Origin of the sequence: Serratia nevei, assembly GCF_024160145.1 — a bacterium.
GTDB classification, from domain to species: domain Bacteria; phylum Pseudomonadota; class Gammaproteobacteria; order Enterobacterales; family Enterobacteriaceae; genus Serratia; species Serratia nevei_A.
Window position 1 is genome coordinate 41,225 of the sequence record NZ_JAMYWQ010000028.1, and the last position, 22,284, is coordinate 63,508.

Annotated in this window: 23 protein-coding genes; 10 read left to right on the plus strand and 13 right to left on the minus strand. The window is 53.7% G+C overall.

The genetic code is table 11. The annotated features are described in order from the left end of the window. Nucleotides 1-166 precede the first annotated feature (166 nt). Both csrA and alaS read right to left on the minus strand, forming a co-directional pair. Nucleotides 167-352, minus strand: coding sequence for a carbon storage regulator CsrA (gene csrA, locus M6G53_RS18160; protein WP_004091602.1), 186 nt, complete (start codon nucleotides 350-352; stop codon nucleotides 167-169). A gap of 252 nt (nucleotides 353-604) precedes the next feature. Next, entirely contained in the window at nucleotides 605-3,232 is a 2,628-nt protein-coding gene (gene alaS, locus M6G53_RS18165) for an alanine--tRNA ligase (RefSeq protein ID WP_253333527.1), read from the minus strand. On the opposite strand from alaS, the gene M6G53_RS18170 reads away from it, so the two are divergent. After that, nucleotides 3,182-3,325, plus strand: coding sequence for a hypothetical protein (locus tag M6G53_RS18170; protein ID WP_162091232.1), 144 nt, complete (start codon nucleotides 3,182-3,184; stop codon nucleotides 3,323-3,325). The two genes, alaS and M6G53_RS18170, sit on opposite strands and share 51 nt — an antisense overlap. A 40-nt stretch (nucleotides 3,326-3,365) precedes the next feature. On the opposite strand, the gene recX is transcribed toward M6G53_RS18170, so the two are convergent. From recX to pncC, 3 genes are all read right to left on the minus strand, one after another. Further along, nucleotides 3,366-3,878 (minus strand): recombination regulator RecX, encoded by a 513-nt coding sequence (recX, locus tag M6G53_RS18175; RefSeq protein WP_253333529.1) that lies wholly within the window; start codon nucleotides 3,876-3,878, stop codon nucleotides 3,366-3,368. Between the two features lie 60 nt (nucleotides 3,879-3,938). Further along, a complete protein-coding gene (gene recA, locus M6G53_RS18180) occupies nucleotides 3,939-5,003 on the minus strand; it encodes a recombinase RecA (RefSeq protein ID WP_004932541.1) in 1,065 nt (354 codons plus the stop codon). 111 nt (nucleotides 5,004-5,114) lie between these two features. Then, nucleotides 5,115-5,603, minus strand: coding sequence for a nicotinamide-nucleotide amidase (gene pncC / locus M6G53_RS18185; protein ID WP_253333531.1), 489 nt, complete (start codon nucleotides 5,601-5,603; stop codon nucleotides 5,115-5,117). A gap of 243 nt (nucleotides 5,604-5,846) precedes the next feature. Between pncC and M6G53_RS18190 the strand changes: the two genes are divergently transcribed. Next, entirely contained in the window at nucleotides 5,847-7,226 is a 1,380-nt protein-coding gene (locus M6G53_RS18190) for an MFS transporter (RefSeq protein WP_253333533.1), read from the plus strand. Nucleotides 7,227-7,235: 9 nt separating this feature from the next. Here M6G53_RS18190 and chbG read toward each other — a convergent pair whose 3' ends face one another. The 6 genes from chbG to M6G53_RS18220 form a co-directional block, all read right to left on the minus strand. Continuing rightward, entirely contained in the window at nucleotides 7,236-7,997 is a 762-nt protein-coding gene (gene chbG / locus M6G53_RS18195; protein ID WP_253333535.1) for a chitin disaccharide deacetylase, read from the minus strand. Nucleotides 7,998-8,145: 148 nt separating this feature from the next. Then, nucleotides 8,146-8,994 carry a transcriptional regulator ChbR gene (gene chbR, locus M6G53_RS18200; protein ID WP_194572512.1) on the minus strand — a complete coding sequence of 283 codons (849 nt, stop codon included), beginning with the start codon at nucleotides 8,992-8,994 and terminating at the stop codon, nucleotides 8,146-8,148. A gap of 15 nt (nucleotides 8,995-9,009) precedes the next feature. Then, nucleotides 9,010-10,395: a glycoside hydrolase family 1 protein gene (locus tag M6G53_RS18205; protein WP_253333537.1), complete on the minus strand. Its 1,386-nt coding sequence runs from the start codon at nucleotides 10,393-10,395 to the stop codon at nucleotides 9,010-9,012. Nucleotides 10,396-10,438: 43 nt separating this feature from the next. Beyond that, nucleotides 10,439-11,800, minus strand: coding sequence for a PTS N,N'-diacetylchitobiose transporter subunit IIC (gene chbC, locus M6G53_RS18210; RefSeq protein WP_253333539.1), 1,362 nt, complete (start codon nucleotides 11,798-11,800; stop codon nucleotides 10,439-10,441). Nucleotides 11,801-11,812: 12 nt separating this feature from the next. Then, on the minus strand, nucleotides 11,813-12,130 hold the full coding sequence (locus M6G53_RS18215) for a PTS sugar transporter subunit IIB (protein ID WP_004932561.1): 318 nt from the start codon (nucleotides 12,128-12,130) through the stop codon (nucleotides 11,813-11,815). Nucleotides 12,131-12,547: 417 nt separating this feature from the next. After that, on the minus strand, nucleotides 12,548-13,441 hold the full coding sequence (locus M6G53_RS18220) for a LysR family transcriptional regulator (protein WP_253333541.1): 894 nt from the start codon (nucleotides 13,439-13,441) through the stop codon (nucleotides 12,548-12,550). A gap of 106 nt (nucleotides 13,442-13,547) precedes the next feature. Here M6G53_RS18220 and M6G53_RS18225 point away from each other — a divergent pair, with 106 nt between their 5' ends. The 4 genes from M6G53_RS18225 to M6G53_RS18240 all read left to right on the plus strand — a co-directional run bounded on the left by M6G53_RS18225 (nucleotide 13,548) and on the right by M6G53_RS18240 (nucleotide 17,168). Next, nucleotides 13,548-14,348, plus strand: coding sequence for an SDR family NAD(P)-dependent oxidoreductase (locus M6G53_RS18225; protein ID WP_253333543.1), 801 nt, complete (start codon nucleotides 13,548-13,550; stop codon nucleotides 14,346-14,348). A 12-nt stretch (nucleotides 14,349-14,360) separates the two neighbouring features. Beyond that, complete coding sequence (locus M6G53_RS18230) at nucleotides 14,361-15,332, plus strand: aldo/keto reductase (RefSeq protein WP_253333545.1); 972 nt, start codon at nucleotides 14,361-14,363, stop codon at nucleotides 15,330-15,332. Between the two features lie 29 nt (nucleotides 15,333-15,361). After that, nucleotides 15,362-16,354, plus strand: a complete 993-nt coding sequence (locus M6G53_RS18235; protein WP_253333547.1) for a Vgb family protein — start codon at nucleotides 15,362-15,364, stop codon at nucleotides 16,352-16,354. Nucleotides 16,355-16,550: 196 nt separating this feature from the next. After that, nucleotides 16,551-17,168 carry a Fic/DOC family protein gene (locus M6G53_RS18240; RefSeq protein ID WP_253333549.1) on the plus strand — a complete coding sequence of 206 codons (618 nt, stop codon included), beginning with the start codon at nucleotides 16,551-16,553 and terminating at the stop codon, nucleotides 17,166-17,168. On the opposite strand, the gene M6G53_RS18245 is transcribed toward M6G53_RS18240, so the two are convergent. Then, a complete protein-coding gene (locus tag M6G53_RS18245; RefSeq protein WP_253333550.1) occupies nucleotides 17,165-17,332 on the minus strand; it encodes a hypothetical protein in 168 nt (55 codons plus the stop codon). The two genes, M6G53_RS18240 and M6G53_RS18245, sit on opposite strands and share 4 nt — an antisense overlap. Before the next feature lie 618 nt (nucleotides 17,333-17,950). On the opposite strand from M6G53_RS18245, the gene M6G53_RS18250 reads away from it, so the two are divergent. The 4 genes from M6G53_RS18250 (at nucleotide 17,951) to M6G53_RS18265 (ending at nucleotide 22,081) form a co-directional block, all read left to right on the plus strand. Continuing rightward, entirely contained in the window at nucleotides 17,951-18,463 is a 513-nt protein-coding gene (locus M6G53_RS18250; RefSeq protein WP_253333552.1) for a hypothetical protein, read from the plus strand. A 469-nt stretch (nucleotides 18,464-18,932) separates the two neighbouring features. Next, the gene (locus M6G53_RS18255) at nucleotides 18,933-20,027 is read left to right on the plus strand and encodes a nucleoid-associated protein (RefSeq protein WP_253333555.1); all 1,095 of its coding nucleotides are present in this window, start codon (nucleotides 18,933-18,935) and stop codon (nucleotides 20,025-20,027) included. Next, nucleotides 20,020-21,264: a hypothetical protein gene (locus M6G53_RS18260; RefSeq protein ID WP_097733594.1), complete on the plus strand. Its 1,245-nt coding sequence runs from the start codon at nucleotides 20,020-20,022 to the stop codon at nucleotides 21,262-21,264. The genes M6G53_RS18255 and M6G53_RS18260 overlap by 8 nt, the downstream gene beginning before the upstream one ends. Before the next feature lie 151 nt (nucleotides 21,265-21,415). Next, nucleotides 21,416-22,081, plus strand: coding sequence for a hypothetical protein (locus M6G53_RS18265; RefSeq protein ID WP_253333557.1), 666 nt, complete (start codon nucleotides 21,416-21,418; stop codon nucleotides 22,079-22,081). A 108-nt stretch (nucleotides 22,082-22,189) separates the two neighbouring features. On the opposite strand, the gene M6G53_RS25730 is transcribed toward M6G53_RS18265, so the two are convergent. Next, on the minus strand, nucleotides 22,190-22,284 hold a 95-nt coding region (locus M6G53_RS25730), incomplete at its 5' end, for an integrase core domain-containing protein (protein ID WP_494546272.1).

The following is a 22,284-nucleotide window of genomic DNA, read 5'->3' on the forward strand; positions in this document are numbered from 1 at the left end:
ATTTCACGGCAAAAAGGGCGTTTTATCAACAGGCAACCGCAGCGTCTATAGCAACAAAGCGGAAAACTAACCGGGAAAATAATCACGAAAAAGAAGGGGGAGAGCGAAGGAAGTGGGTAAAACAATGCAGTAGCGTCTCGTCTGGCAACGAGACGCTGCTTCGGAATCAGTAAGTCGTCTGCTGAGACTTCTCTGCCTGAATGCGCTGATAGATTTCTTCACGGTGAACCGAAACCTCTTTGGGGGCGTTCACACCAATACGCACCTGGTTGCCTTTTACCCCTAGCACAGTGACCGTAACCTCATCGCCAATCATGAGGGTTTCACCAACTCGACGAGTCAGAATTAACATTCTTTGCTCCTTGAAAGATTAAAAGAGTCGGGTCTCTCAGTTTCCCCGTCATTATCCATCATATGTGGTGAAAACGTAAGCCGCGCAACCCACAATAAGTGTAAGCAGACTTGGTCCCACCTCAGATAATGGTAAGTTTAGCCGACCTGAAAAACTTTGTTCCCGCAATTGTAACTAAATTGTGTTAGCACAGTATGAAAACGCCATAATCAACAAAGTATTATGGCGTTTGTCCGTGCTATTTATTTATATTCACAGCTTCGAGGCCACCCAGGCTTCTACGCTGTTTAACGCCGCTGGCAGGGCGTTAATATCCGTCCCCCCCGCCATCGCCATATCCGGGCGACCGCCGCCCTTGCCGCCGACCTGCTGCGCCACGTTGCCGATCAACTCGCCGGCTTTCACGCGGTCAGTCAGATCCTTGGTCACGCCTGCAACCAGGCTGACTTTGTCATCCGCCGTCGTTGCCAACACGATGATGGCCGAACCCAATTGATTTTTCAGGTCGTCCACCATGGTGCGCAGCATTTTGGCTTCGACATTGTCCAACTGGCTGACCAACAGCTTCACGCCGTTAACCACTTTTGCCTGGCTGGACAGCGACGCGCTTTCCTGCGCCGCCTGCTGATCTTTCAGCTGCTGCAGTTCTTTTTCCAGCGCGCGGGTGCGATCCAGCACCGAGCGCACTTTATCGGTCAGGGTGTTGCTGTCGCCCTTAACCAGCTGCGCAACGTCTTGCAACAAATCGCTTTGCTGGTGCAGCGTGGCGATAGCGCCTGCGCCGGTCACCGCTTCAATACGGCGAATGCCCGCCGCGGTGCCCGACTCGCTCAGAATGCGGAACAGGCCGATATCACCGGTGCGGCTGGCGTGAGTACCGCCGCACAGCTCGGTGGAGAAGTCGCCCATGGTCAGTACGCGCACGTTGTCATCGTACTTCTCGCCGAACAGCGCCATCGCGCCCTTCTCTTTGGCATCTTCCAACGCCATCAGCTCGGTCTGTACCGGCAGGTTACGACGCACCTGCTGGTTCACCAGGTCTTCCACCGCGCGGATTTGCTCCGGCTTCATCGCTTCGAAGTGCGAGAAGTCGAAACGCAGGTATTTGTCGTTAACCAGCGAGCCTTTCTGCGCAACGTGGTCGCCCAACGTTTGGCGCAGCGCGGCGTGCAGCAGGTGAGTCGCGGAGTGGTTCAGACGAATGCTGTTGCGGCGCTCAGCGTCGATCTGCGCATCCACGCGATCGTTCAGCTTCAGCGAACCCTGCGCCAGTTTGCCCTGGTGGCCAATAGCCTGGCCGTATTTCTGGGTGTCGTTGACTACAAACTCTGCGCCGGCGGCTTTCAGCACGCCTTTATCGCCGACCTGGCCACCGGATTCGCCGTAGAACGGTGTCTCATCCAGCACCACCACCGCTTCTTCGCCGGCGTTGATCTGCTCGACCGGCTGGCCGTCGCGGAACAGCGCGATGACCGTCGCCTGCTGCTCGTCGTGATCGTAACCGCTGAACTGGCTGCTGCCGTCCACGCGGATCAGGCTGTTGTAGTCGGCACCGAAGCCGCTGGATTCGCGCGCACGGCGGCGCTGCGCCTCCATCGCGTGTTCAAAGCCCGCTTCGTCAACTTTCAGGCCGCGCTCGCGGCAAACGTCAGCGGTCAGATCGACCGGGAAACCGTAGGTATCGTACAGACGGAAAGCGGTTTCGCCATCCAGGGTATCGCCCTGCAGCTTAGCCAGCTCTTCGTCCAGCAGCGCCAGACCACGCTCCAGCGTGCGGGCAAACTGCTCTTCTTCGGTTTTCAGCACCTGCTCCACCAGCGATTGCTGGCGTTTCAGTTCGTCGGCCGCCGGGCCCATCACTTCGATCAGTGGCGCCACCAGCTTGTAGAAGAAGGTGTCTTTCGCGCCCAGCATGTTGCCGTGGCGAATCGCGCGACGAATGATGCGGCGCAGCACGTAGCCACGGTTTTCGTTAGACGGGATCACGCCGTCCGACACCAGGAAGGCGCAGGAACGGATGTGGTCGGCGATAACGCGCAGGGATTTGTTGTCCAGATCGGTCGCACCGGTCACTTTCGCCACGGCGGCGATGAGAGTACGGAACAGATCGATTTCATAGTTGGAGTTCACATGCTGCAACACCGCCGCGATGCGCTCCAGGCCCATGCCGGTATCCACCGAAGGTTTCGGCAGCGGCAGCATGGTGCCGTCGGACTGGCGGTTGAACTGCATGAAAACGATGTTCCAGATCTCGATGTAGCGGTCGCCGTCTTCTTCCGGGCTGCCAGGAGGGCCGCCCCAGATGTGATCGCCGTGATCGTAGAAGATTTCGGTGCACGGGCCGCATGGGCCGGTGTCGCCCATCTGCCAGAAGTTATCGGACGCGAAAGGTGCGCCCTTGTTGTCGCCGATGCGGATGATACGCTCGGCCGGTACGCCGATTTGCTTCTGCCAAATGTCGAACGCTTCGTCATCGGTTTCATACACGGTGACCCACAGCCGCTCTTTCGGCAGGTTGAACCAGTTTTCACCGGTCAGCAGTTCCCACGCGTAGCTGATCGCATCATGCTTGAAGTAGTCGCCGAAGCTGAAGTTGCCCAGCATTTCAAAGAAGGTGTGGTGGCGAGCGGTATAACCGACGTTTTCCAGGTCGTTATGCTTGCCGCCTGCGCGCACGCAGCGCTGCGAGGTGGTGGCGCGGGAATAGGCGCGTTTGTCCAGCCCCAGGAAAACATCCTTAAATTGGTTCATGCCGGCATTGGTAAACAGCAATGTCGGATCATTGTTAGGCACCAGGGAGCTGCTTGCTACAACCTGGTGACCCTTACTATGAAAGAAATCGAGAAACGCTTGACGGATCTCAGCGGTGCTCTTGCTCATAATTTTCCTGGAAAGGCTAGAATAACGACACGTGAGCCGGTGACGCGTCATCCCGACGATGACAACCAGCTCACGAACAAAAAGTGGGGATAAGATAAATTTTCTTCAGAGGGAAGTAAAACCCCGTGTGCGCTCATTGCGCAAAATCACGGTAAATTGACTGAATTTCTTCATGGAAGAAGCCGCGATAGAGCAGATAGCGCTGCACTTTGGCTTTATCTTTCCAGTCGGTCGGCAACGCATCGCCGAATTTTCGCTGCGCCACCTGTTTTGCCTGTTCACACCAGTCGATGTCGCAGTCCGCCAGCGCGTCCTGCACCAGCGCTTTGTCGACACCCTTTTGCATCAGTTCGCTGCGGATGCGCTGTGCGCCATACCCCTTGCGGCTGCGGCTGCCGATGTAGCTACGGGCGAAACGCTTATCGTCCAGCCAGTTATGCTGATAGCAGTAGGCGATAACCTGCTCAATCAGCGCAGGATCCACCGGCTCTTCAGCCACCGGCGCTGAGGCTGGCGCATGTGGCCCCTTGCCGCCAAAACGGGCTTTCGCCACAAACGGCTGCGCCGCAAGTTTGCGGCGCAGTTCAGCTTCACTATGATCGCGTTGCGACAGCAGGCGCATGGCGCGGCTTAGCAAATCATTCATCATTCAAGCCTGAATTTATAGGATATGCGCCACAGGAGCGGCGGCGCACATCTTCAGCGATTAGAACTGCTCGCTGGTTTCCGCTTCATCGTCTTCGAAGTCGTCACCGGAAGCGGCCACCAGTTCACCGCCGCTGTGCAGCAGCAGGTCACGCAGCTTCTTATCCAGCTCGGCGGCGATAGCCGGGTTTTCTTTCAGGAAGTTACAGGCATTCGCCTTGCCCTGACCGATCTTCTCGCCATTATAGCTGTACCAGGCGCCGGCTTTTTCGATCATCTTGTGCTTCACGCCCAGATCGACCAGCTCGCCACGGCTGTTGATGCCTTCGCCGTACATGATTTGGAACTCAGCCTGCTTGAACGGCGCAGCGATTTTGTTCTTCACCACTTTCACGCGGGTTTCGCTGCCCACCACTTCGTCGCCCTCTTTGATGGCACCGATGCGGCGGATATCCAGACGCACGGAAGCGTAGAACTTCAGAGCGTTACCGCCGGTCGTGGTTTCCGGGTTGCCGAACATCACACCAATTTTCATACGGATCTGGTTGATGAAGATCAGCAGGGTATTGGCGTTTTTCAGGTTGCCGGCCAGCTTACGCATCGCCTGGCTCATCATGCGTGCCGCCAGGCCCATGTGCGAATCGCCGATTTCACCTTCGATTTCTGCCTTCGGCGTCAGCGCCGCCACGGAGTCGACGATGATGACGTCAACCGCGCCGGAGCGGGTCAGCGCATCACAGATTTCCAGCGCCTGCTCGCCGGTGTCCGGCTGGGAGCACAGCAGGTTGTCGATATCGACGCCCAGCTTTTTCGCATAGATAGGATCCAGCGCGTGCTCGGCATCGATGAACGCACAGGTTTTGCCTTCGCGCTGCGCAGCGGCGATCACCTGCAGCGTCAGGGTGGTTTTACCGGAGGATTCCGGGCCGTAGATTTCAACGATACGGCCCATCGGCAGGCCGCCGGCGCCCAGAGCGATATCGAGTGACAGTGAGCCGGTGGAGATGGTTTCCACGTCCATGGAGCGGTCTTCACCCAGGCGCATGATGGAGCCTTTGCCGAACTGTTTCTCAATCTGGCCCAGTGCCGCAGCTAACGCCTTTTGCTTGTTCTCATCAATAGCCATTTTTGCTCCTTCGTTTCGCAATGCCGGTGTTACCCCACACTGCCACTGAATGTATGTTGTGCAGGAAATGTCACTAATTATACTGTATGGTCATACAGTATCAAGCCTAATTTACAAAAATTCGTCGATGGCGGTTTGCAGCGCGAAAATCGTCGCCTGCAGCCGCACCGCGTCGCGGTCGCCCTCGAATTGCATCTTGCGCGACAGCCCCCGGCCATCGCTGCCGGCGAAGCCGAACCACACGGTACCGACCGGCTTTTCCGCGCTGCCGCCGTCCGGGCCGGCGATGCCGCTCACCGACAGCGCCAGATCGGCCTGCGCCGCCCGCAGCGCGCCTATCGCCATCTCGCGCACCACCTCTTCGCTGACCGCGCCGTGCGCCGCCAACGTGGCTTCGCTCACCCCCAACAGGTCATGCTTCGCCGCATTGCTGTAGGTGACGAAACCGCGATCGAAATAGGCAGAGCTGCCGGCGATATCGGTAATGGCCTTGGCGATACCGCCGCCGGTACAGGATTCCGCGCAGGTGATCCAGCGGCCATGGGCCTTCAGTTTTTCCCCCACCAGCACGCTGAGCCGGCGCAGTTGGTTTTCACTCATAACCCCTCCTTCGCGAATTCAGGTATATGCGCCCGATAGTAGCATTTATCAAGGCGACGCGGCGGCCGACGCGCGGAAATGCGCAGCGCCTCGCAGGAGGTGCGGTTTTAAGCGCCCGGCCAAGCTGCTAGTATCAAAAGAAGCGCCCCAGCGAGCGGCGGCGCACCAGCACAAGGAACATCACGGAGGCGGCACGCGGCGGCGGCAGCCTCAGGGCGCACCCGAAGAGATTAGGACGATAGCGTGAAAAAAACGTTGGGCGTATTCTTGCCGTTGTACACCACCACCCTGCTGCTGCTGTTGGGCTCGGGCCTGCTCACCACCTACGTCTCGCTGCGGCTGGCCTCCATCCACGTCAGCAGCGCGCTGATCGGCGCCATCATCGCCGCCAACTACATCGGGCTGGTGATCGGCGGCAAGGTCGGCCACTTTCTCATCGCCCGCGTCGGGCATATCCGCGCCTACGTGGCCTGCGCCGGCATCATCACCGCCGCGGTGCTGGGGCACGGCCTGACGGAGTTCATTCCCGCCTGGGTCGCGCTGCGCCTGGTGATCGGGCTGTGCATGATGTGTCAGTACATGGTGCTGGAAAGCTGGCTGAACGACCAGGCGGAATCCAACCAGCGCGGCAGGGTGTTCGGCTTCTATATGGCGGCGACCTATCTCGGCATGTCGCTGGGCCAGATCGTGCTGATGCTGCAAAGCAGCCTGGGCATTGCCACGCTGCTGATGATCGCGCTGTGCTTCGCGCTCTGTCTGGTGCCGATCGCCCTCACCACCCGCACCAATGCGCGCCACATGTCGCCGGCGCCGATGGAGCTGCGCTACTTTGTCGGCGCCATTCCCAAGGTGCTGGCCACCACGTTGGTGATCGGCATGGTGGTGGGCTCGTTTTACGGCCTGGCGCCGGTCTACGCCAGCCTGCAATCCTTAACCACTCAACAAACCGGCCTGTTCATGGCGCTGGCCATCTTCGCCGGGCTGGTGGCGCAGTTCCCGCTCAGTTGGCTGTCGGATCGCTATAATCGCCCCTTGCTGATGCGCCTCAACGCCATTTTGCTGATCGTGGCGGCGCTGCCGCTGGCGCTGCTGCCGCACATCGATTTCCCGCTGCTGCTGGCGGTGGGGTTCGTCGTCAGCATGCTGCAGTTTACGCTCTACCCGCTGGCGGTGGCGCTGGCCAACGATCTGATTGAGCCGGAGCGCCGGGTCTCGCTGGCCGCCTGTCTGCTGATGGCATTCGGCGTCGGCGCCAGCATCGGGCCCTTGGCAGTCGGCGCGCTGATCGAGCCGCTTGGCGGCAATATCCTGTACGCCTTCTTCGCCCTGTGCGGCGTGCTGCTGGCGGCCCTCAGCCGCACGGCGAAAGCCGAGGAACCGCAGCTGGCGCAGGACGCGCCGGTGCCGCACATTCCGCTGCCGGACAGCCTCGCCAGTTCGCCGTTGTCGCCGGCGCTCAATCCGACCTTCGATGAACAGATCATTCACGACACCATGCCGCCGCCGGAAGCGGCGCCCGATGTCGATGAGCCGCAGCCCGAAGAACAGGAGGCTGAGCCCTTGCCTCAGGGCGCCGATCCGCAAGAGGACACCGGCCTGAAAAAGGCGCACGCCATGCTGTAAACGGCGGCGCTACAGATCCTGGAAGGAGCCCAGCATAAAACCGCGTTCGGCGATCGCCGCTTTCAGCGTCGGCGCGGTCAACACATCCAGCTCGACGAGGCGCGGGTGGCAGTATTTGCTCTGCAGGATCGTCGCGTCGAGGAACGCCGGGTGGCACATCATTTCCAATGACTCGGCGCCCTGCTCGTCGGCGCACGTCAACCGCTGCAGGAACAAGGCTTCAGAAATCGTCTCGCCGTAGAATCCCGCATCAAACGCGTCGGTGCTGCAGGGCGTCTGCAACGTAATATCACGCCGTTTCGCCTCTTCGCGATCGAGGCGCAGCGGCAGACCCTGCGCCTGCGCAAACGCCTCCACCAGCGGGTAAATCTGCGGCTGCATATGCACATGGTGGTGGCTGTCGATATGCGTCGGCGGCCTGCCGAACAGCGCCACAAACCGCGCGAACTGGCGCTGCAGCTCCTCCTGAATCTCGTCCAGCTGCAGCTCACCGGCCTCGGCACGGCGCCACAGCCATTTACCCAGTTCGCCATGCTCGTTGACCAGCGAAGGCATGGCGCCCAGCGGCCTGCCATGGGTCAAAACGAAATGCAGCCCGATCGGTAACCCCGGATATTGTCGGCTGAGCGCCGCCGCGTGCTGGGCGCCGCCGCCGTTCACCATCGCCGTGGTAGAAGAAACCACGCCATGCTGATACGCCTCGATAACGCCGTAGTTATGTCCTTTGCTCAGGCCGAAGTCGTCGGCATTCACGATCAGTAGTTTTTCCATAGTGGCTCCCGCGAGATGAATTTTTGGCAAGGGAAGCCCGGCCGACCGGCGCGGCATTCCCCTTCGCTAAGGTAAAAATCGAATGACTAACCGGCCGGCGGCCTGAAGCTCATCGGCATATCGGCGTTGATACTGATCGGGAGCGGCCCTAAAGAGGGCCGTAACACTTTTTTCGGTAGTTGCCTGGGGTCACATCGGTGAGCCGCTTGAAGTTTTTAATGAACAGGCTGACATCGCCATAGCCGGAATCAAAGGCGATATCGGAAACCGAAGAGTTGGTGACCTCCAGCTGCGTCTTGGCGAAACTGATACGGATCTCATTGATCACCTGCATTGGCGTCTTATGGTAGTAGCGCCGCATCGCCCGGGTCAGGTACTCCTGGGTTTTCCCCGACAGCGCCACCATGTTCGCCAACGCCCTTTCGCCGAACATCGCCTTGTCATGCATGCCGGCCAGGGTGTTCTTCAGCCACTGCGGGATATCATCGCCGCCGTCGTTTTCTTCCTTATAATGGCGAATGCGGCTGATCACATAAAAGGTCAGCGTTTCGAGAAATTCGGCGAAATCGTCCTCGCGGAACTGCGGTGAACTCACTACCGATTCGATATAGGCCAAAAACTCGCTTCTCAGGCTGTAGGCCTGCGAGGCGACGAAGCAGCGTGGCAGCTGCTGCAAATAGTGCTCTTCAAAGAACGCTTTGCTGACCGCCACGTTGAAGATTTTCGTCGCGCCGAACTCGTAAAAGCTCTGGTGGTAGGAGCCGATGGGGATAAAGACGAAATCCCCGCGTTCCAGCAGCACCCGCTTGCCGTTGATCTCCTGGTAGCATTTGCCGCTCAGCACGATGGTGAACTCGTAATAGTCGTGCTGATGCAGCCCGGTGGCGCTTTCCACTTTGTTGTAGATAAACAGGTGAAAATCTTTGCAGTTAAAGAAATCCTGCTCGCGAATCAGCTTCACGTCGTTGGCACTCAGCGAAATTCGGTTATCGGACACGGCGTCGGCCTCCCGTTAGTCAAATCCGTTGCGTCTGGCCGCCTCGGCAAACCAGTAGCCGCTTTTCTTGATGGTGCGGCGCTGATCCGCCCGATCCAGCCGCACCAGCCCATAACGATTCTTGTAGGCGTTCAGCCAGGACCAGCAGTCGATAAAGGTCCACAGATGATAGCCTTTGCACTGCGAGCCTTCCGCCAGCGCGCGGTGCAGCCACTTCAGGTGCTCGCGAATAAAGTCGATGCGGTAATCGTCCTCCACCCGTCCATCGGCGCCGATAAACGCCTCTTCGCCCTCAACGCCCATGCCGTTTTCCGAAATATAACAGGGCAGATTGCCGTAGTTCTCTTTCAGATCCATCAGGATGTCGTACAGCCCCTTTTCGTAGATCTCCCAGCCGCGGTGCGGATTGATTTTGCGGCCCGGCATTGCATAGTCACTGAACAAATCCTCCGGCGAGGCGATCGGCCCCTCGGCACGGCGCCCCGCTTTCGCCTGCACCCTGCGCGGTTGGTAATAGTTGACGCCGAGGATGTCCACCACGCCGCCTTCAATCAACTGCGCATCCTGCGGCTCGCAACAGGGCATCAGCCCATGCCGCTCCAGCAGCTGCAGCAACGCCGCCGGATAACGCCCTTTGGCGACAGGATCGAGGAAACTGCGGTTGAGCAGCAGATCGGCGTCGTGCGCGGCCTGCCGATCCTCCGGCGCGTCGGAGCGCGGATAGGTCGGGCTCAGATTCAGAATGATGCCGATGCTCCCCGGCCGCTCACGCGCTCTGAAACGCTGCACCGCCATGGCGTGCGCCAGTACGCTGTGATACGCCACGGTGACCGCCCGTTTGAAGTCCACCACGCAAGGGTAGTGCAGGTCATTCAGGTAACCGGCCTCCACCGGCACGATCGGCTCGTTGAAGGTGAACCAGTGGGTGACCCGATCGCCAAACAGACCGAAACAGGTATCGGCGTAACGCGCATAGGCTTCGACCACCGCCCGGCTTTCCCAGCCGCCGCGCTGCTGCATGCACAGCGGCATATCGAAGTGGTAGAGATTGATAAACGGGGTGATGCCCTGCGCCAGCAGCTCGTCGATCATCGCGTTATAGAACGCCACCGCCTGCGGGTTCACCTCGCCGTCGCCGTCCGGGATCAGCCGCGACCACGAAATAGACGTTCTGAAGGTATTGTGGCCCAGCGTTTTGAGCAGCCCGATATCGGTGCGGAAATGGTCGTAAAAGGTCGAGGCCTCGGCCGGCCCCACCCGATCGTGAAAGCGCTCGGGCGCGATCTCGTACCAATAGTCGAAGATGTTGCGGCTCTTGCCGTCCCGCGCGGCCGCCCCTTCAGACTGCGGCGCGGAGGTGGCGCTGCCCCACCAGAACCCGTCGGCAAATTGATATTCCATACTCGCGTCCCTCGCGGGGCGGCCGCGCCGCCCCGTTCCACAGTTAGAATTTCAGCGCCTTGGCGATGTCTTCTTCGCTTTCCGTCGCCGCGTCGATCTGGCTCTGCGCTTTGTTGGAGATCGCCACAAACGGCAGATAAATCACGGTGGCGACCGCCAGGTTGAACAGGCTCAGCAACATGGCCATGATGCTGCCGTTGGTGTTGAAGAATGCCCCCAGGCCGACCGGCATGGTCCAGGGCGCGATGTTGGTGATAGGCGGGATCAGCCCGGAGTAATAAGCCAGCGAGGTGATAATGGTCAGCACCGGCTGCACCAGGATGAACGGAATGAACATCACCGGGTTCATGATCACCGGCAGGCCGAACAGAATCGGTTCGTTGATCTGGAAAATGCCGGACGGCGTTGCCAGCTTGGCGACCTGGCGATAATCCTCGCGGCGCGAGGCGATGAAGATGGCGATGATCAGGCCCAGCGTCGAGCCGGTGCCGCCGAGGTAAATGTAGGAGTCGACGAACGGCTTCGCCCACATGTGGAACTCTTTGCCGGCGGCCACCGCCGCTTCGACCGAACCGTATTGGTTGTACAGCTCCACGTTTTCCAGCGCGAACGGCGTCATGATGCCGCTGTCCAGCGCCGCCAGCGCCATGGAGCCGTGCACCCCAAAGAACCACAGCAGCGAGGAGAACAGCACGTACACCCAGCCCACCACGCTGCCCATCTTGGCCAGCGGCGCCGAAATGCCGTCCATGATGATCTGGTGGAAGTTGGTGCCCCAATGCGCCAGCGCGAACGCCACCAGCCCCATGATGGAAAGGATGACGAAGCCGGGGATCAGCGCCGAGAAGGAGCGCGACACCGAAGCCGGCACGCTGTCCGGCAGGCTAATCACCCAGTTGCGCCGCACAATGAAGGCGAACATCTCGGCCACCGCCAGCCCGATCACCATGCCGGAAATGATGTTGGCGCCGCCCAGCCAATTGGCGCCCACCGCATAGGCCTCGCCGACGTTGAACGGCGTGACGGTCATAAAGGCCGCCACCGCCAGCAGCGCCGAAGCCAGCGGATCGACCTTGCGTTCTTCGGCCAACGCCATGCTGATAAAGAACGGCGTCATCAGGGACATGATCCCCAGCGTACCGTTGTAAACGCTGCCGCCGATGCTCTTCAGCCCGTTCAGCGTCTCGATGGTGGAGACGTCCAGGCGCACGCCCAGCGAATAGAAGAACGATCCTTCGCCGAAGCTCAGGAACACGTTGTTGATCAACACGAACATCGCCCCGGTCAAGGTCAGCGGCATCAGGCGGATAAAACCGTTCTTGATGGCGTTGACGTGGGGCTGCTTACCGATTTTTACGGCGAAAGGCAGGATAACCTTCTCGAGCGAGGCAATGAGGGTATTCACGGCGGCCTCCTGTTATTGGTTGGCTTTCTTGATAGCGGCCACCGCAGCCTTCAGCACGCCCAGCCCATCGACCTTGCCGTACAGCAGCGGATCGATGACTTCAACGGGTTTATTGGGCAGCTGTTTTTGCACTTCCGGCAAGGTGTAGGCAATCTGCGGCCCCAGCAGGATCAGATCCGCTTCAACGCCTTTCTCTGCGGCCAGCGCTTCCGGATAGGCGGCGATGATCACCGGCACTTCGTATTTCTCGGCCTGCGCCTTCATTTTTGATACCAACAGGGAAGTGGACATACCGGCAGAACAAAACAGATAGATTTTTTTCTTTTCCATACCAAGCACCTCAGATAATCAAAAAAACCCCGTGTTATTTGTATGCCAGATGCAATCACGATTGCTTCACGCATATTCCTTATGAAAATTTCCGTCACGTTGCCCTGGTGGCAGACAGTATACGGAGCATGAAAAACGGATCGGTAAGCCAGCGAGGAAAATAACCGTCTCTCCTTGACCTGCCGGCTTGACCCCCTTCACATTTCACATAAAAAAATAGTGTGACCGGGCTCTCAAATAACCGATAAAAACTCGGAATATTCGCAATAAACACTCAAATAACAATTATAAACAGCCAGTTATAAACTCGCCGTGAATTTAAGGGATTATTTGCGCCCGAACAAACGAAGGGGGAATAAAAATAGTTCAAGCTTGATTCGCTTACTACCATCCGAACGCGATGGCCGGTGACGAGGACTAAGTGGGCAGACGCAGCAACTCGATCACCGTGCTCAGCGCCACGGAATGATTCCTGCGGTTGGGATAATAGAGGTAAAAACCGGGAAACGGCGCGCACCAGTCGGCCAACACCCGCCGCAGCCGCCCGCTCGCCAGGTGTTCTTCCACCTCCTGTTCGATGGCGAAAGCGATGCCGACGTGCGCCAGCGCCGCCTGCACCATCATCCTGCCGTCATCGAGTATCAACGGGCTGTTGACCGCCACGGAAAATCGCTGCTCGCCCTGCTGAAATGCCCATTTGTAGCGCTCGCCCGAAGAGGCCTTGCGCCAACCGATGCAGCGGTGCTGCAGCAAATCCTGCGGATGCATCGGTTCGCCGTGGCGTTGAAAATAGTCCGGCGTGGCGACGATGGCGAAACGCAGATCCGGCGTCAGGCGCACCGCACGCATATCATTGTGCAGATCCTCGCCGAGCCGAATACCGGCGTCAAAGCCTTGCTCGACGATGTTGGCAAACCCCTCGTCCGCCACCACCTCCAGCGTAATCCCGGGGTACTCGCTGGCCAACCGCCCCAGATGCGGCACGATGGCGAGATCGATCGCCGAACGCGGCGCGTTGATGCGCACCAGGCCGCGTGGCCCTTCGCGAAACGCATTCAGGCTCTCCAGCGCGGCGTCGATATCGGTAAAGGCCGGCACCAGCTGCGCCAACAGATGCTCACCGGCCTCCGTCGGCGAGACGTTGCGGGTGGTGCGGTTTAGCAGGCGAATGCCCACCTGCGCTTCCAGTTCGCGCAGGGTGTGGGTCAGCGTCGGCGGCGTCACGCCCAGCCGGGCGGCGGCGCGGCGGAAGCTGCGTTCACTGGCGATAGCCACGAAGGCAGCCAGGCCGGACAATTCGGGTTTCTTCATGCTATTAATATAAATTATCTAATAGTGAGATGAATTTTTAGCGGATAGTTATCCGTCATCTAACAACATAGCATTGCGATCGAACCCATTACCAGGTATCGATGCGATGATTAATGCTACAGATCCAACCCATGAAACGCCGCGCCGTCTGGCTGACAAAGTCGTGCTGGTAAGCGGCGGCGGCACCGGTATCGGCCGCGCTGCCGCGCTGGCCTATGCCCGCGAAGGCGCCAAAGTGGCGCTGGCCGGCCGACGCGCGGCGGAAATCGAAGCCACGGCGCGCGACATCGCGCTCGCCGGCGGCGACGCCCTGCCCATCGTGGCCGACGTCTCCCAGGAAGACGACATCCGCAGGCTGCTCGCCACGGTGACCGCCCACTACGGCCGGCTCGACGTCGCCTTCAACAACGCCGGCATCATCGGCAACTTCGCCCCCATCACCGAACAGAGCAGCGAGGATTTTGACCGCGTGATCGCCATTAACCTCCGTGGCGTCTGGCTGGCGATGAAATACGAGATTGAAACCTTCCTGGCGCAGCATTCAGGCGGCGTGATCGTTAACACCTCCTCCTGGCTGACCCACGGCGCGCTGGCCGGTTCGTCCAGCTATTCCGCCAGCAAAGGCGCGCTCGATGCGATGATCCGCGCGGTGGCGCTCGAATACAGCGGCCAGGGCATCCGCATCAACAACATCAACCCCGGCATCATCGACACGCCGATGGCGCGCGGCAGCGTGGCCGACAGCGCGGCGTTCGCGCCCTTTATCGCCCACACGCCCGCCGGCCGCCTGGGCGAATCCGAAGACATCGGCGATGTGGCGCTGTGGCTGGCGACGGACGAAGCCCGCTTCATCACCGGCCAAAGCCTGCTGGTGGACGGCGGTTACACCATCGCCGGCATGCGCTGAGAGGACGACGCCATGAACTACCTTCGGCTTGGCGACAGCGGCCTGCAGGTGTCCCGCCTCTGCCTGGGCGGCATGACCTACGGCGATCCGGCCTGGCGGCCCTGGGTGCTGAAGGAAGACGAAGCCCGCCCCTTTATCCGCGAGGCGCTGGAGGCGGGCATCAATTTTTTCGATACCGCCAACATTTACTCCGGCGGAGAAAGCGAGCGTATTCTCGGCCGCGCGCTGAAGGCGTTCGCCCGGCGTGAAGACGTGGTGATCGCCACCAAAGCCTACTTTCCGATGGACGCGCAGCCGAACAGCCGTGGGCTGTCGCGCAAACACCTGCTGCACAGCGTCGACGCCTCTTTGCAGCGGTTGGGAACGGATTACCTTGATCTGTTCGTGCTGCACCGCTTCGACATCGAAACGCCGATCGAAGAAACCGCCGACACCCTCGACGGCCTGGTGCGGGCGGGCAAGATCCGCTATCTCGGCGCGTCTTCACTGCACGCCTGGCGCCTGATGAAAATGCTGGCCTTTCAACGTCAGCACCGCCTGGCGCCGTTTATTTCGCTGCAAAGCCAATACAACCTGGTGACGCGTGAAGACGAAGAAGAGCTGATCCCGCTGTGCCTGGAGGAGGGGCTTGGCCTGACGCCCTGGTCGCCGCTGGCCCGCGGCGTGCTGGCCGGCTCCGGCAGTGGCGGCACGCTGCGCGCCGCCACCGACGAACAGGCGCCCCGTTGGTACGGCGGCAGAAACGAGGTGGAGCGCACCGTCGCTGCGGTAGCGGAGGTGGCGGCCGCGCACGGCGTTCCACCGGCGCAGATCGCGCTGGCCTGGCTGTTGGCCAAACCCGGCGTGGCGTCGCCGCTGGTGGGCATGTCCAAGCCACACCATCTGCAGGATGCACTGGCGGCGCTCGACCTCAGGCTATCGCCGGAAGACGTGGCCGAGCTGGAGGCACCAATGGCACACGCTGCCCGCCCCGAGCGCTGGTAGCCCCTTTTCCCCCATTCCCGGAGAGAAACATGTCCTACGCTGTTACCGCGCGAGCGGCGTTGTTCACCCTCGCAGCCGCATTCACCCTTAGCGCGCCGGCGCAGGCCGCCGCCCGCGCGGACTGCACGGAAAGCAGCATAACGCTGCCGCCCGGCGCGCTTTACCCCAACGGCATCGCCCGCGCGGCGGACGGTACGCTGTATGTCGGGCTGATCACCAGTGGCAACGTGCTGCGCAAACGGCCGGGTCAGGCGTGGGAAACCTTCTTCCCCGGCGCTGACACGGTGTTCGCCTCCAACGCGCTGCGGCTGGACGAACGGCGCGGGCTGCTGTGGGGCAATTCGCCGGACTTTCTCTCCGGCGGCAAAGCGCGCGCCAACCGCATCTATGCGCTGAACGTCGCGGATGGCACCCTCAACCGCAGCCTGGCGCTGCCGGCGGGAGAAATGGGCAACGATATTGTGCTCGGCGCAGACGGTACGGTGTACGTGACGGAAACCCGCGGCGGCGGCATCCTGCGCCTGCGACCGGGCGAAGCGGCATTCAGTACGCTGTTTCAGGATGCGCAATTAACGGCTCCCAGCGGGCTGGGCGCAGCCGGCATCGTGCTGCTCGACGACCGGCTGATGGCAGTCACCAATTTCGGCACCGGTAAGCTCTACACCCTCAGCTATAACGATCCAAAACCGCAGCTGACGGAAATGCAGCTGCCGCGCCTGATTGAAAATCCGGACGGGATAGGATTGGCACCGGACGGCGCGCTGATCGTGCTGGAAAACGGGATCCAGAGCGGCCAAGGGCGGATCCTGCGGATCCCGTCCCCCAAGGCAGCGGGCATGCACCGGCTTGAGGTCTTGCGCCAAGGCATGGAATCGCCGGTCAATCTGACCATCACGCCACAAGGCTGCGCCTTCGTCAGCGAATCGCGCATCCGCCACCGCCTGCTGCCCGGCCACGAAACCGAAGTGCCCGACAGCTTCCGCCTCTATCAACTGCCCCTGCCTCTCGCCGCCGCGCAATAAACTCTACGCCGTTTCTGCGGGCAGCGACTTGCGTTGTATCGTTAACATCCAATGAATTGAAAATATTTAATTCGATGGCATTAATCAGAACTATGATTAATTCTAACTTAATAGACTGATTTTAATTAAATTGTTCCACCACACATCGCTGATTATACTTTCCTTATCCCCCACCTCATTATCATCGAGCGTATTCATGAGCCGATACCATGTTTCCAGCAGCGAAGGTCAATATGAGAGAGGATCCGGCGAGCAAGTTCTAGTCAATAAGCTGGGCATCACCGATAGCGACGAACTCGACGGCGCCGAGTTGGTGTTGCTGGAGCAGCTCTACCGTTCCGTTTTCGAACAGCACTTTCCATTAGGAAGAATCACCGTCGAGATGCTTAAGGGATGGCATCACCGCTGGTTAGGCAATATTTATGCGTGGGCCGGACAAGCAAGAACCGTCAATATCAGCAAAGGAGGCTTCATGTTTGCCCCTTCGACGCGATTGCCCAAACTACTGGACGATTTCGAAGTGAAATACCTGGCAAGTTACACACCTTGCTCGGACATGAGCGAAGAACAGCTGATAGAAGCGATCGCGATAATCCATGTCGAACTGATACTCTTACACCCTTTCAGAGAAGGGAATGGCCGTTTGTCACGGCTGTTGGCCGATGTGATGGCGGTTCAGGGTGGACATAAACCGTTGGATTATCAAAGCTGGGAACAAAACAGAGCCCAATATATCTCGGCTATTCACTCGGGTATGAACATGAACTACGAGCCGATGAAACACTGGGTCAACCAAGCACTAAGAAAGTATTAGGCAAGGCGCAGATGAGCGAATTTTTTACGCACTTCTTCTAAAGAGGCTTCAATTCTGGCTGAAGGTTGACCTGTTTCAACCGCGGTTGATGTCGCCACTGAGCGAGCAATGTCCGTACGAGATGGCTTAACATAACCCACCGGCACTTTTTTAATATTACTCATGACGCCCCCCGTTAAGAAAATTCATTGAAGAGATTATATCAATGATTGTACATAACTTCATGCCCCTGCCTCTTACCGCCGCACAATAAATTCGCCGCCTCACTGCGGGCAGCGACTTGCGTTGTTGCCCGCAGGCGAACGACAATCGCGCTTCGTTGCAAACCCGCCCTGCGCTACGCTTCCCATTTTTACCTGTGACAGCCGATTGTCCGCTGGGCTAGTATAAGCGTCTGTGCAAACCTCAGGTTTGGGCGCGCCGTCTGGCGTTTTGATGATTTGATTTGCGCCGCCCGGCAAGCGCTGAATGGGGCGGCGCCTGCTGAAACAATGTGATAGCGAATGACGACAATGAAAATCACAGTTCCCTTTACATTCAATGGATTGGAAAAATAATCGCATGAATAGCACCGATAAACTCGATTCGCATACGCCGATGATGCAGCAGTACCATTTTTCAGTGATTAAACTCTTGAAATTCAGGAACAAAGTGTTTACTTAGTAGGTTCTAGTTTACTGATGGGATACATATCGTTATTTACTATAAAGAATCTGGTGGGTAGGAAAGCGATTAAGATGTATGGTAAGTTAATCTTCTAAGGTAGGCAGAGGGAACTAACATTGAACAATAACAAGAAAAAATATATTAGAACTATTGCAAGAGTAATTCTAAGTATCTTAGGCACTTTTTTCATTATCATTATAGTTTCTGCTATTTTTAACATAACTTTGATTACTGAATACCCCAAGACTTATTTGAGTACGACATTACTGATGACATCATCATTAACATATTTTGTCTGTTATATAAGAAAGTCATACAAGTATTTTAATGATTTTATTTTAGCATTATCTGCCGGGGTCGTAGCATTGGTTTATTTATTAACAGGCAGTAAAGATCTTGATCTATTACCTCCGGCTGATTTATTAGAAAAGGATAGACTCACATTCTTTCTCATAGTATTAAAATTTATGGTTATTGCCAACAGTCTTATTTCTAAAATCTTACTAACCTTCCATGATTTCTTAAAGGAACGAAAAACTGAAAAAGAAAGCTTCAAAAAATTAAACTTCACGAAAAGAGTTATATTATTTTACCGTAAATACTTCTTCAAGAAAAAAATCAAACAATAGAACTATCATCATCGGGATAAGTATTATATCAATCCATATAACGCTTGCATTAAAAAAAGCAATAAATGTATTCTGACTACTTAATGTCATTATGGATATAAGATTTACAATAATAAAACAAAGGGTTTTTTTACTCAATTTCATATTCATATAAAACCTCACTTTAATTAATTCATGTTTACATATATTAATTAGCATTAAATTATCAATTATTCAAATATTTGTTCTGAAACTTAAAATCATGAAAATAGATTAAATTAACATAATATTCCTTAAGGTACTTATATCTAATTTTGATTTAATAATATGAATATAATGACTATCTATCCTTCTTAGTAAAATTGCCTATTTTGACCAAGATCATAAATTTTTGAGGGCGTATATTGTTCATTTTTTCAAGTGTGCTAAAATGGCAAGTAAGGATACATTTTTTAAAATGTAAATGATAACAATGGATTAGGGGCTTACATTGACTTCCTTACAAGTTTTGAATGCTATAGCAGTTAGAATCACACCTCCTGAAGACGAGCAGAAGGATTGGTCCTACAAGCTTGGTGCCCTTTGGCCATGTGATCAGGATGAGGTAATCACATTCACAACAAAAGTAGATGCAAGATTTCAAAGAAGCAGTAAGTCTTACGCTAAGTTTCAAAAACCTTATCCAGGAAGCTCTTTCCCCTCTAAGCTAACTAATTTTTTAGAGAAACGAACCTCATTTGAAGTTTTTGTAGATGACTTTATTCAAAAGAAATTAATCATCTCAGCGAAGCAATCCAGAGCAAGTAATGGTGCAATTCTGGTGTTTACTCATTATCAGCTTCAACATGAAGATGATGAAGGTAATATACATAAAGACTTTGAAAGGCTTTTAGTTTTAATGCTGAAAAATACAGATGCATTAAGATTTAAAGAAAACTTGCAACTAAATCCTGTCGATATTATTGATTTGGATAAGTTTTTACAGGGTGCAAGAGTTGATATAACCAGGTTCATGTCAGAAGATGACGAAGATGATGATAAAAACAACCTTTGCTTTATTCGCGGAACTGGTGATGTTAGGAAATATTTTACGGAATCAATAGGTGCCGAAGATATTATTTCAAATAAAACCAGTAGCGAACAATGTATTAAAGCATTAGAAGAGTTTTCTCATCAAAAAGATTTTGGTCGTGCTTTACGAGAAAAAATAGAATCTAAGGTTCAAGAATTATTTAATAATTGCAAACGTGGTCAATCTATAACTTTAGATAAGATTCAAACGCAGATTGACGCAATAATCCCTGTAGATTTAGCAGAGCATAAAAATACCTTTGTCGATTTCGTAAATGAAAATGGTTTTGAAGTTAACGAAGAATTTGAAGTTTCAGCAAGTGATAAAAAACAATATGAATGGTTAGATATTGAAACCAGCATTGCGAAAATGAGTGTAAAAAAACATCAGATAGGTCTTCCTGGATCAAATAGACCTATCGTTTTTGACGCAGAAACAAATGAAGTGAAACTGACTCAAAAAATTGATGATCCAATAATCATTGCTCGATTAAAAGAACTTGCAAATGAATAATCAAGAAATTATTAACCTCCTGCTTAAGGTCAAGCAAGAGGTTATAAAGATTGAGTTTGATAACCCATACCATGTATGGGTTTTTGATAATTCCTCTTATTCAAAGATAGAGGATGATATTACTCGTCTGCAAGAAATAGCCTGTCTAGAATTAGAAACAACTAAACGAGCAGAACAAACAAAAGTAACGCTATTATTAACTACAGATATATGCTGGTATTCTTCTGTTGATGACTATTTCAAAGCTTTAAGGTTAAGAATAAAAAACAACAAAGAAAACATTGATGGCTTTTACATAGAAAATCTGCAACAAGAAGAAATTGAAAGCATTTCAAATTCATCAAAAGCATATATACAATGGTGTGAGATCTTTTCGAAAATATCAGACCATGTAGAATATGACGACTCCAATGCATGGCCAAGTTATATATTTGTAATGGAGGGTGGTAAATCTAAGAAGATAACGACTTATAATCTTCCATTAAAGAACATTGAAAAGGACTTCCTAAATTCAATTGATATTAGTCCATGCGATGTATCAACGCTAACAAGCGTCGATCTACACTCATATGAAAGAAAGTTAGTTTTAAGATCATCACTGATTGAACTTTACAATGATTCAAATGATAAAATTTCATTCCTTAGTTCAATATTACAATCACCTAAAAAGCTTTGGGATTTATTTTCAATAAATTATGAAATATATATCAACAAATATTCCATAAACAAAATAATACATGAGGTCGAAACGCAAAAATTAGACTTTCTCTCGAAGCTGAACTCACTTGTTCAGGAGCATCAGACTAAATCTTTATCAATTCCAGCCGTTCTGGTTAGCACCGCCATAATTAAAGGCTGGACACCTTCTGGTCTCTTACTTATTTTTATAGCGATGCTTCTTACATGTGCTGTTGTCATTTTAGGTATTCGTAATGCAAGAAATTCACTTGCTGACATAATTGAATCATCGAATAAAACAATGGTTCTTTTTACAAAGGAAAACGTTGATGAAAATGATGCTGCATTAACTAAAAAAATAAACCAGATTACAACAGATGCTGTTGAGAAGCTTAAAATTAAAAAGAGAAGTGCTGAAAAGACCTTAACGATACTGGAAGGTTTAGTTTTCTTCGGTGTATCGGTTTGGACGATGTTTGTATTGTATCAATTCAAAGATGACATAATTTCTAAAGCATTAACTATAATCCAATCAGTAAAAGACTTCCTTCCTAATTAAGCAAGGGCTAACTTATCGAAGCTACGCTTCTCAAGTTGACCTTGCTTTTTCGCCCTTTGGTTGAAAAAGAAAAAACACATCAGAACATTACTTTATATTTACATAATAACATTACAACATAATTCGTGTATCAATCAAAAAAGGAAATGATATGAATACCTTAGAGTCCATTATAACCTTCTTTAAAGACATTAAGAGCTTAAAGCCAATTATCATAACGTTCATTTTGAGTGCCTCTGCAACTTACGTTGTATTAGATAAAACCATCATAGAAGGGAATTCATCCACTATCGAATCACTACGTAAAGATAGAGAGTACCTATCGAGTCAATATAAATATATCCAGACCCTTTTAGATAAACAGATGACAGGTGAAGAATCTCGTTTAAATAAAAAAACCGAAGACATAAGGCATTTCTATGATTTAAAAACCTCTGAATTGGAACAGAATTATAAAAAATTAATGCGAGAGCGAGATATGCTAGCGTCGCAGCTTGACAAATATAGATATAACGCTAAGTTATCTTTAGAAAACAGCAACAACGAAAAAATATCCGAACTAAGAAACAACATGAATAATATTGATAGAAGTATTTCATTCCTTCATAGTAATCGTGCAAAATTGAACTCAGAATATGGATATATGCAAAAAGAATGCGAAAAAAGAGAACATGATTTTTACAGCAACATTTGTCAGCAAACATCAAAAATAAAAGCTCAAATGGACTCTTTAATGGAGCAAATTACATCACTGGAAAAAAGAAGAGACTCGCTACAAGAAGAAATAAATTCATTGCAGCGAAAAACAATAAACTAAAAACAACATTAAATTATTACTAATTTCAACTTAATACAGGGAAAGTATTTTGTTTGAATAAAACAAAAAGCATAACTGATCTCTTCCCCAAATCAGCGCCAGACTAAATCAGAGATCCGGGCTTTTTTGCAGACTTCGGACAAATTCCTCCGGAGTCTGGTTATTTAACGAAGAATGGGGTCTTTGCCGGTTATATTCCTGTC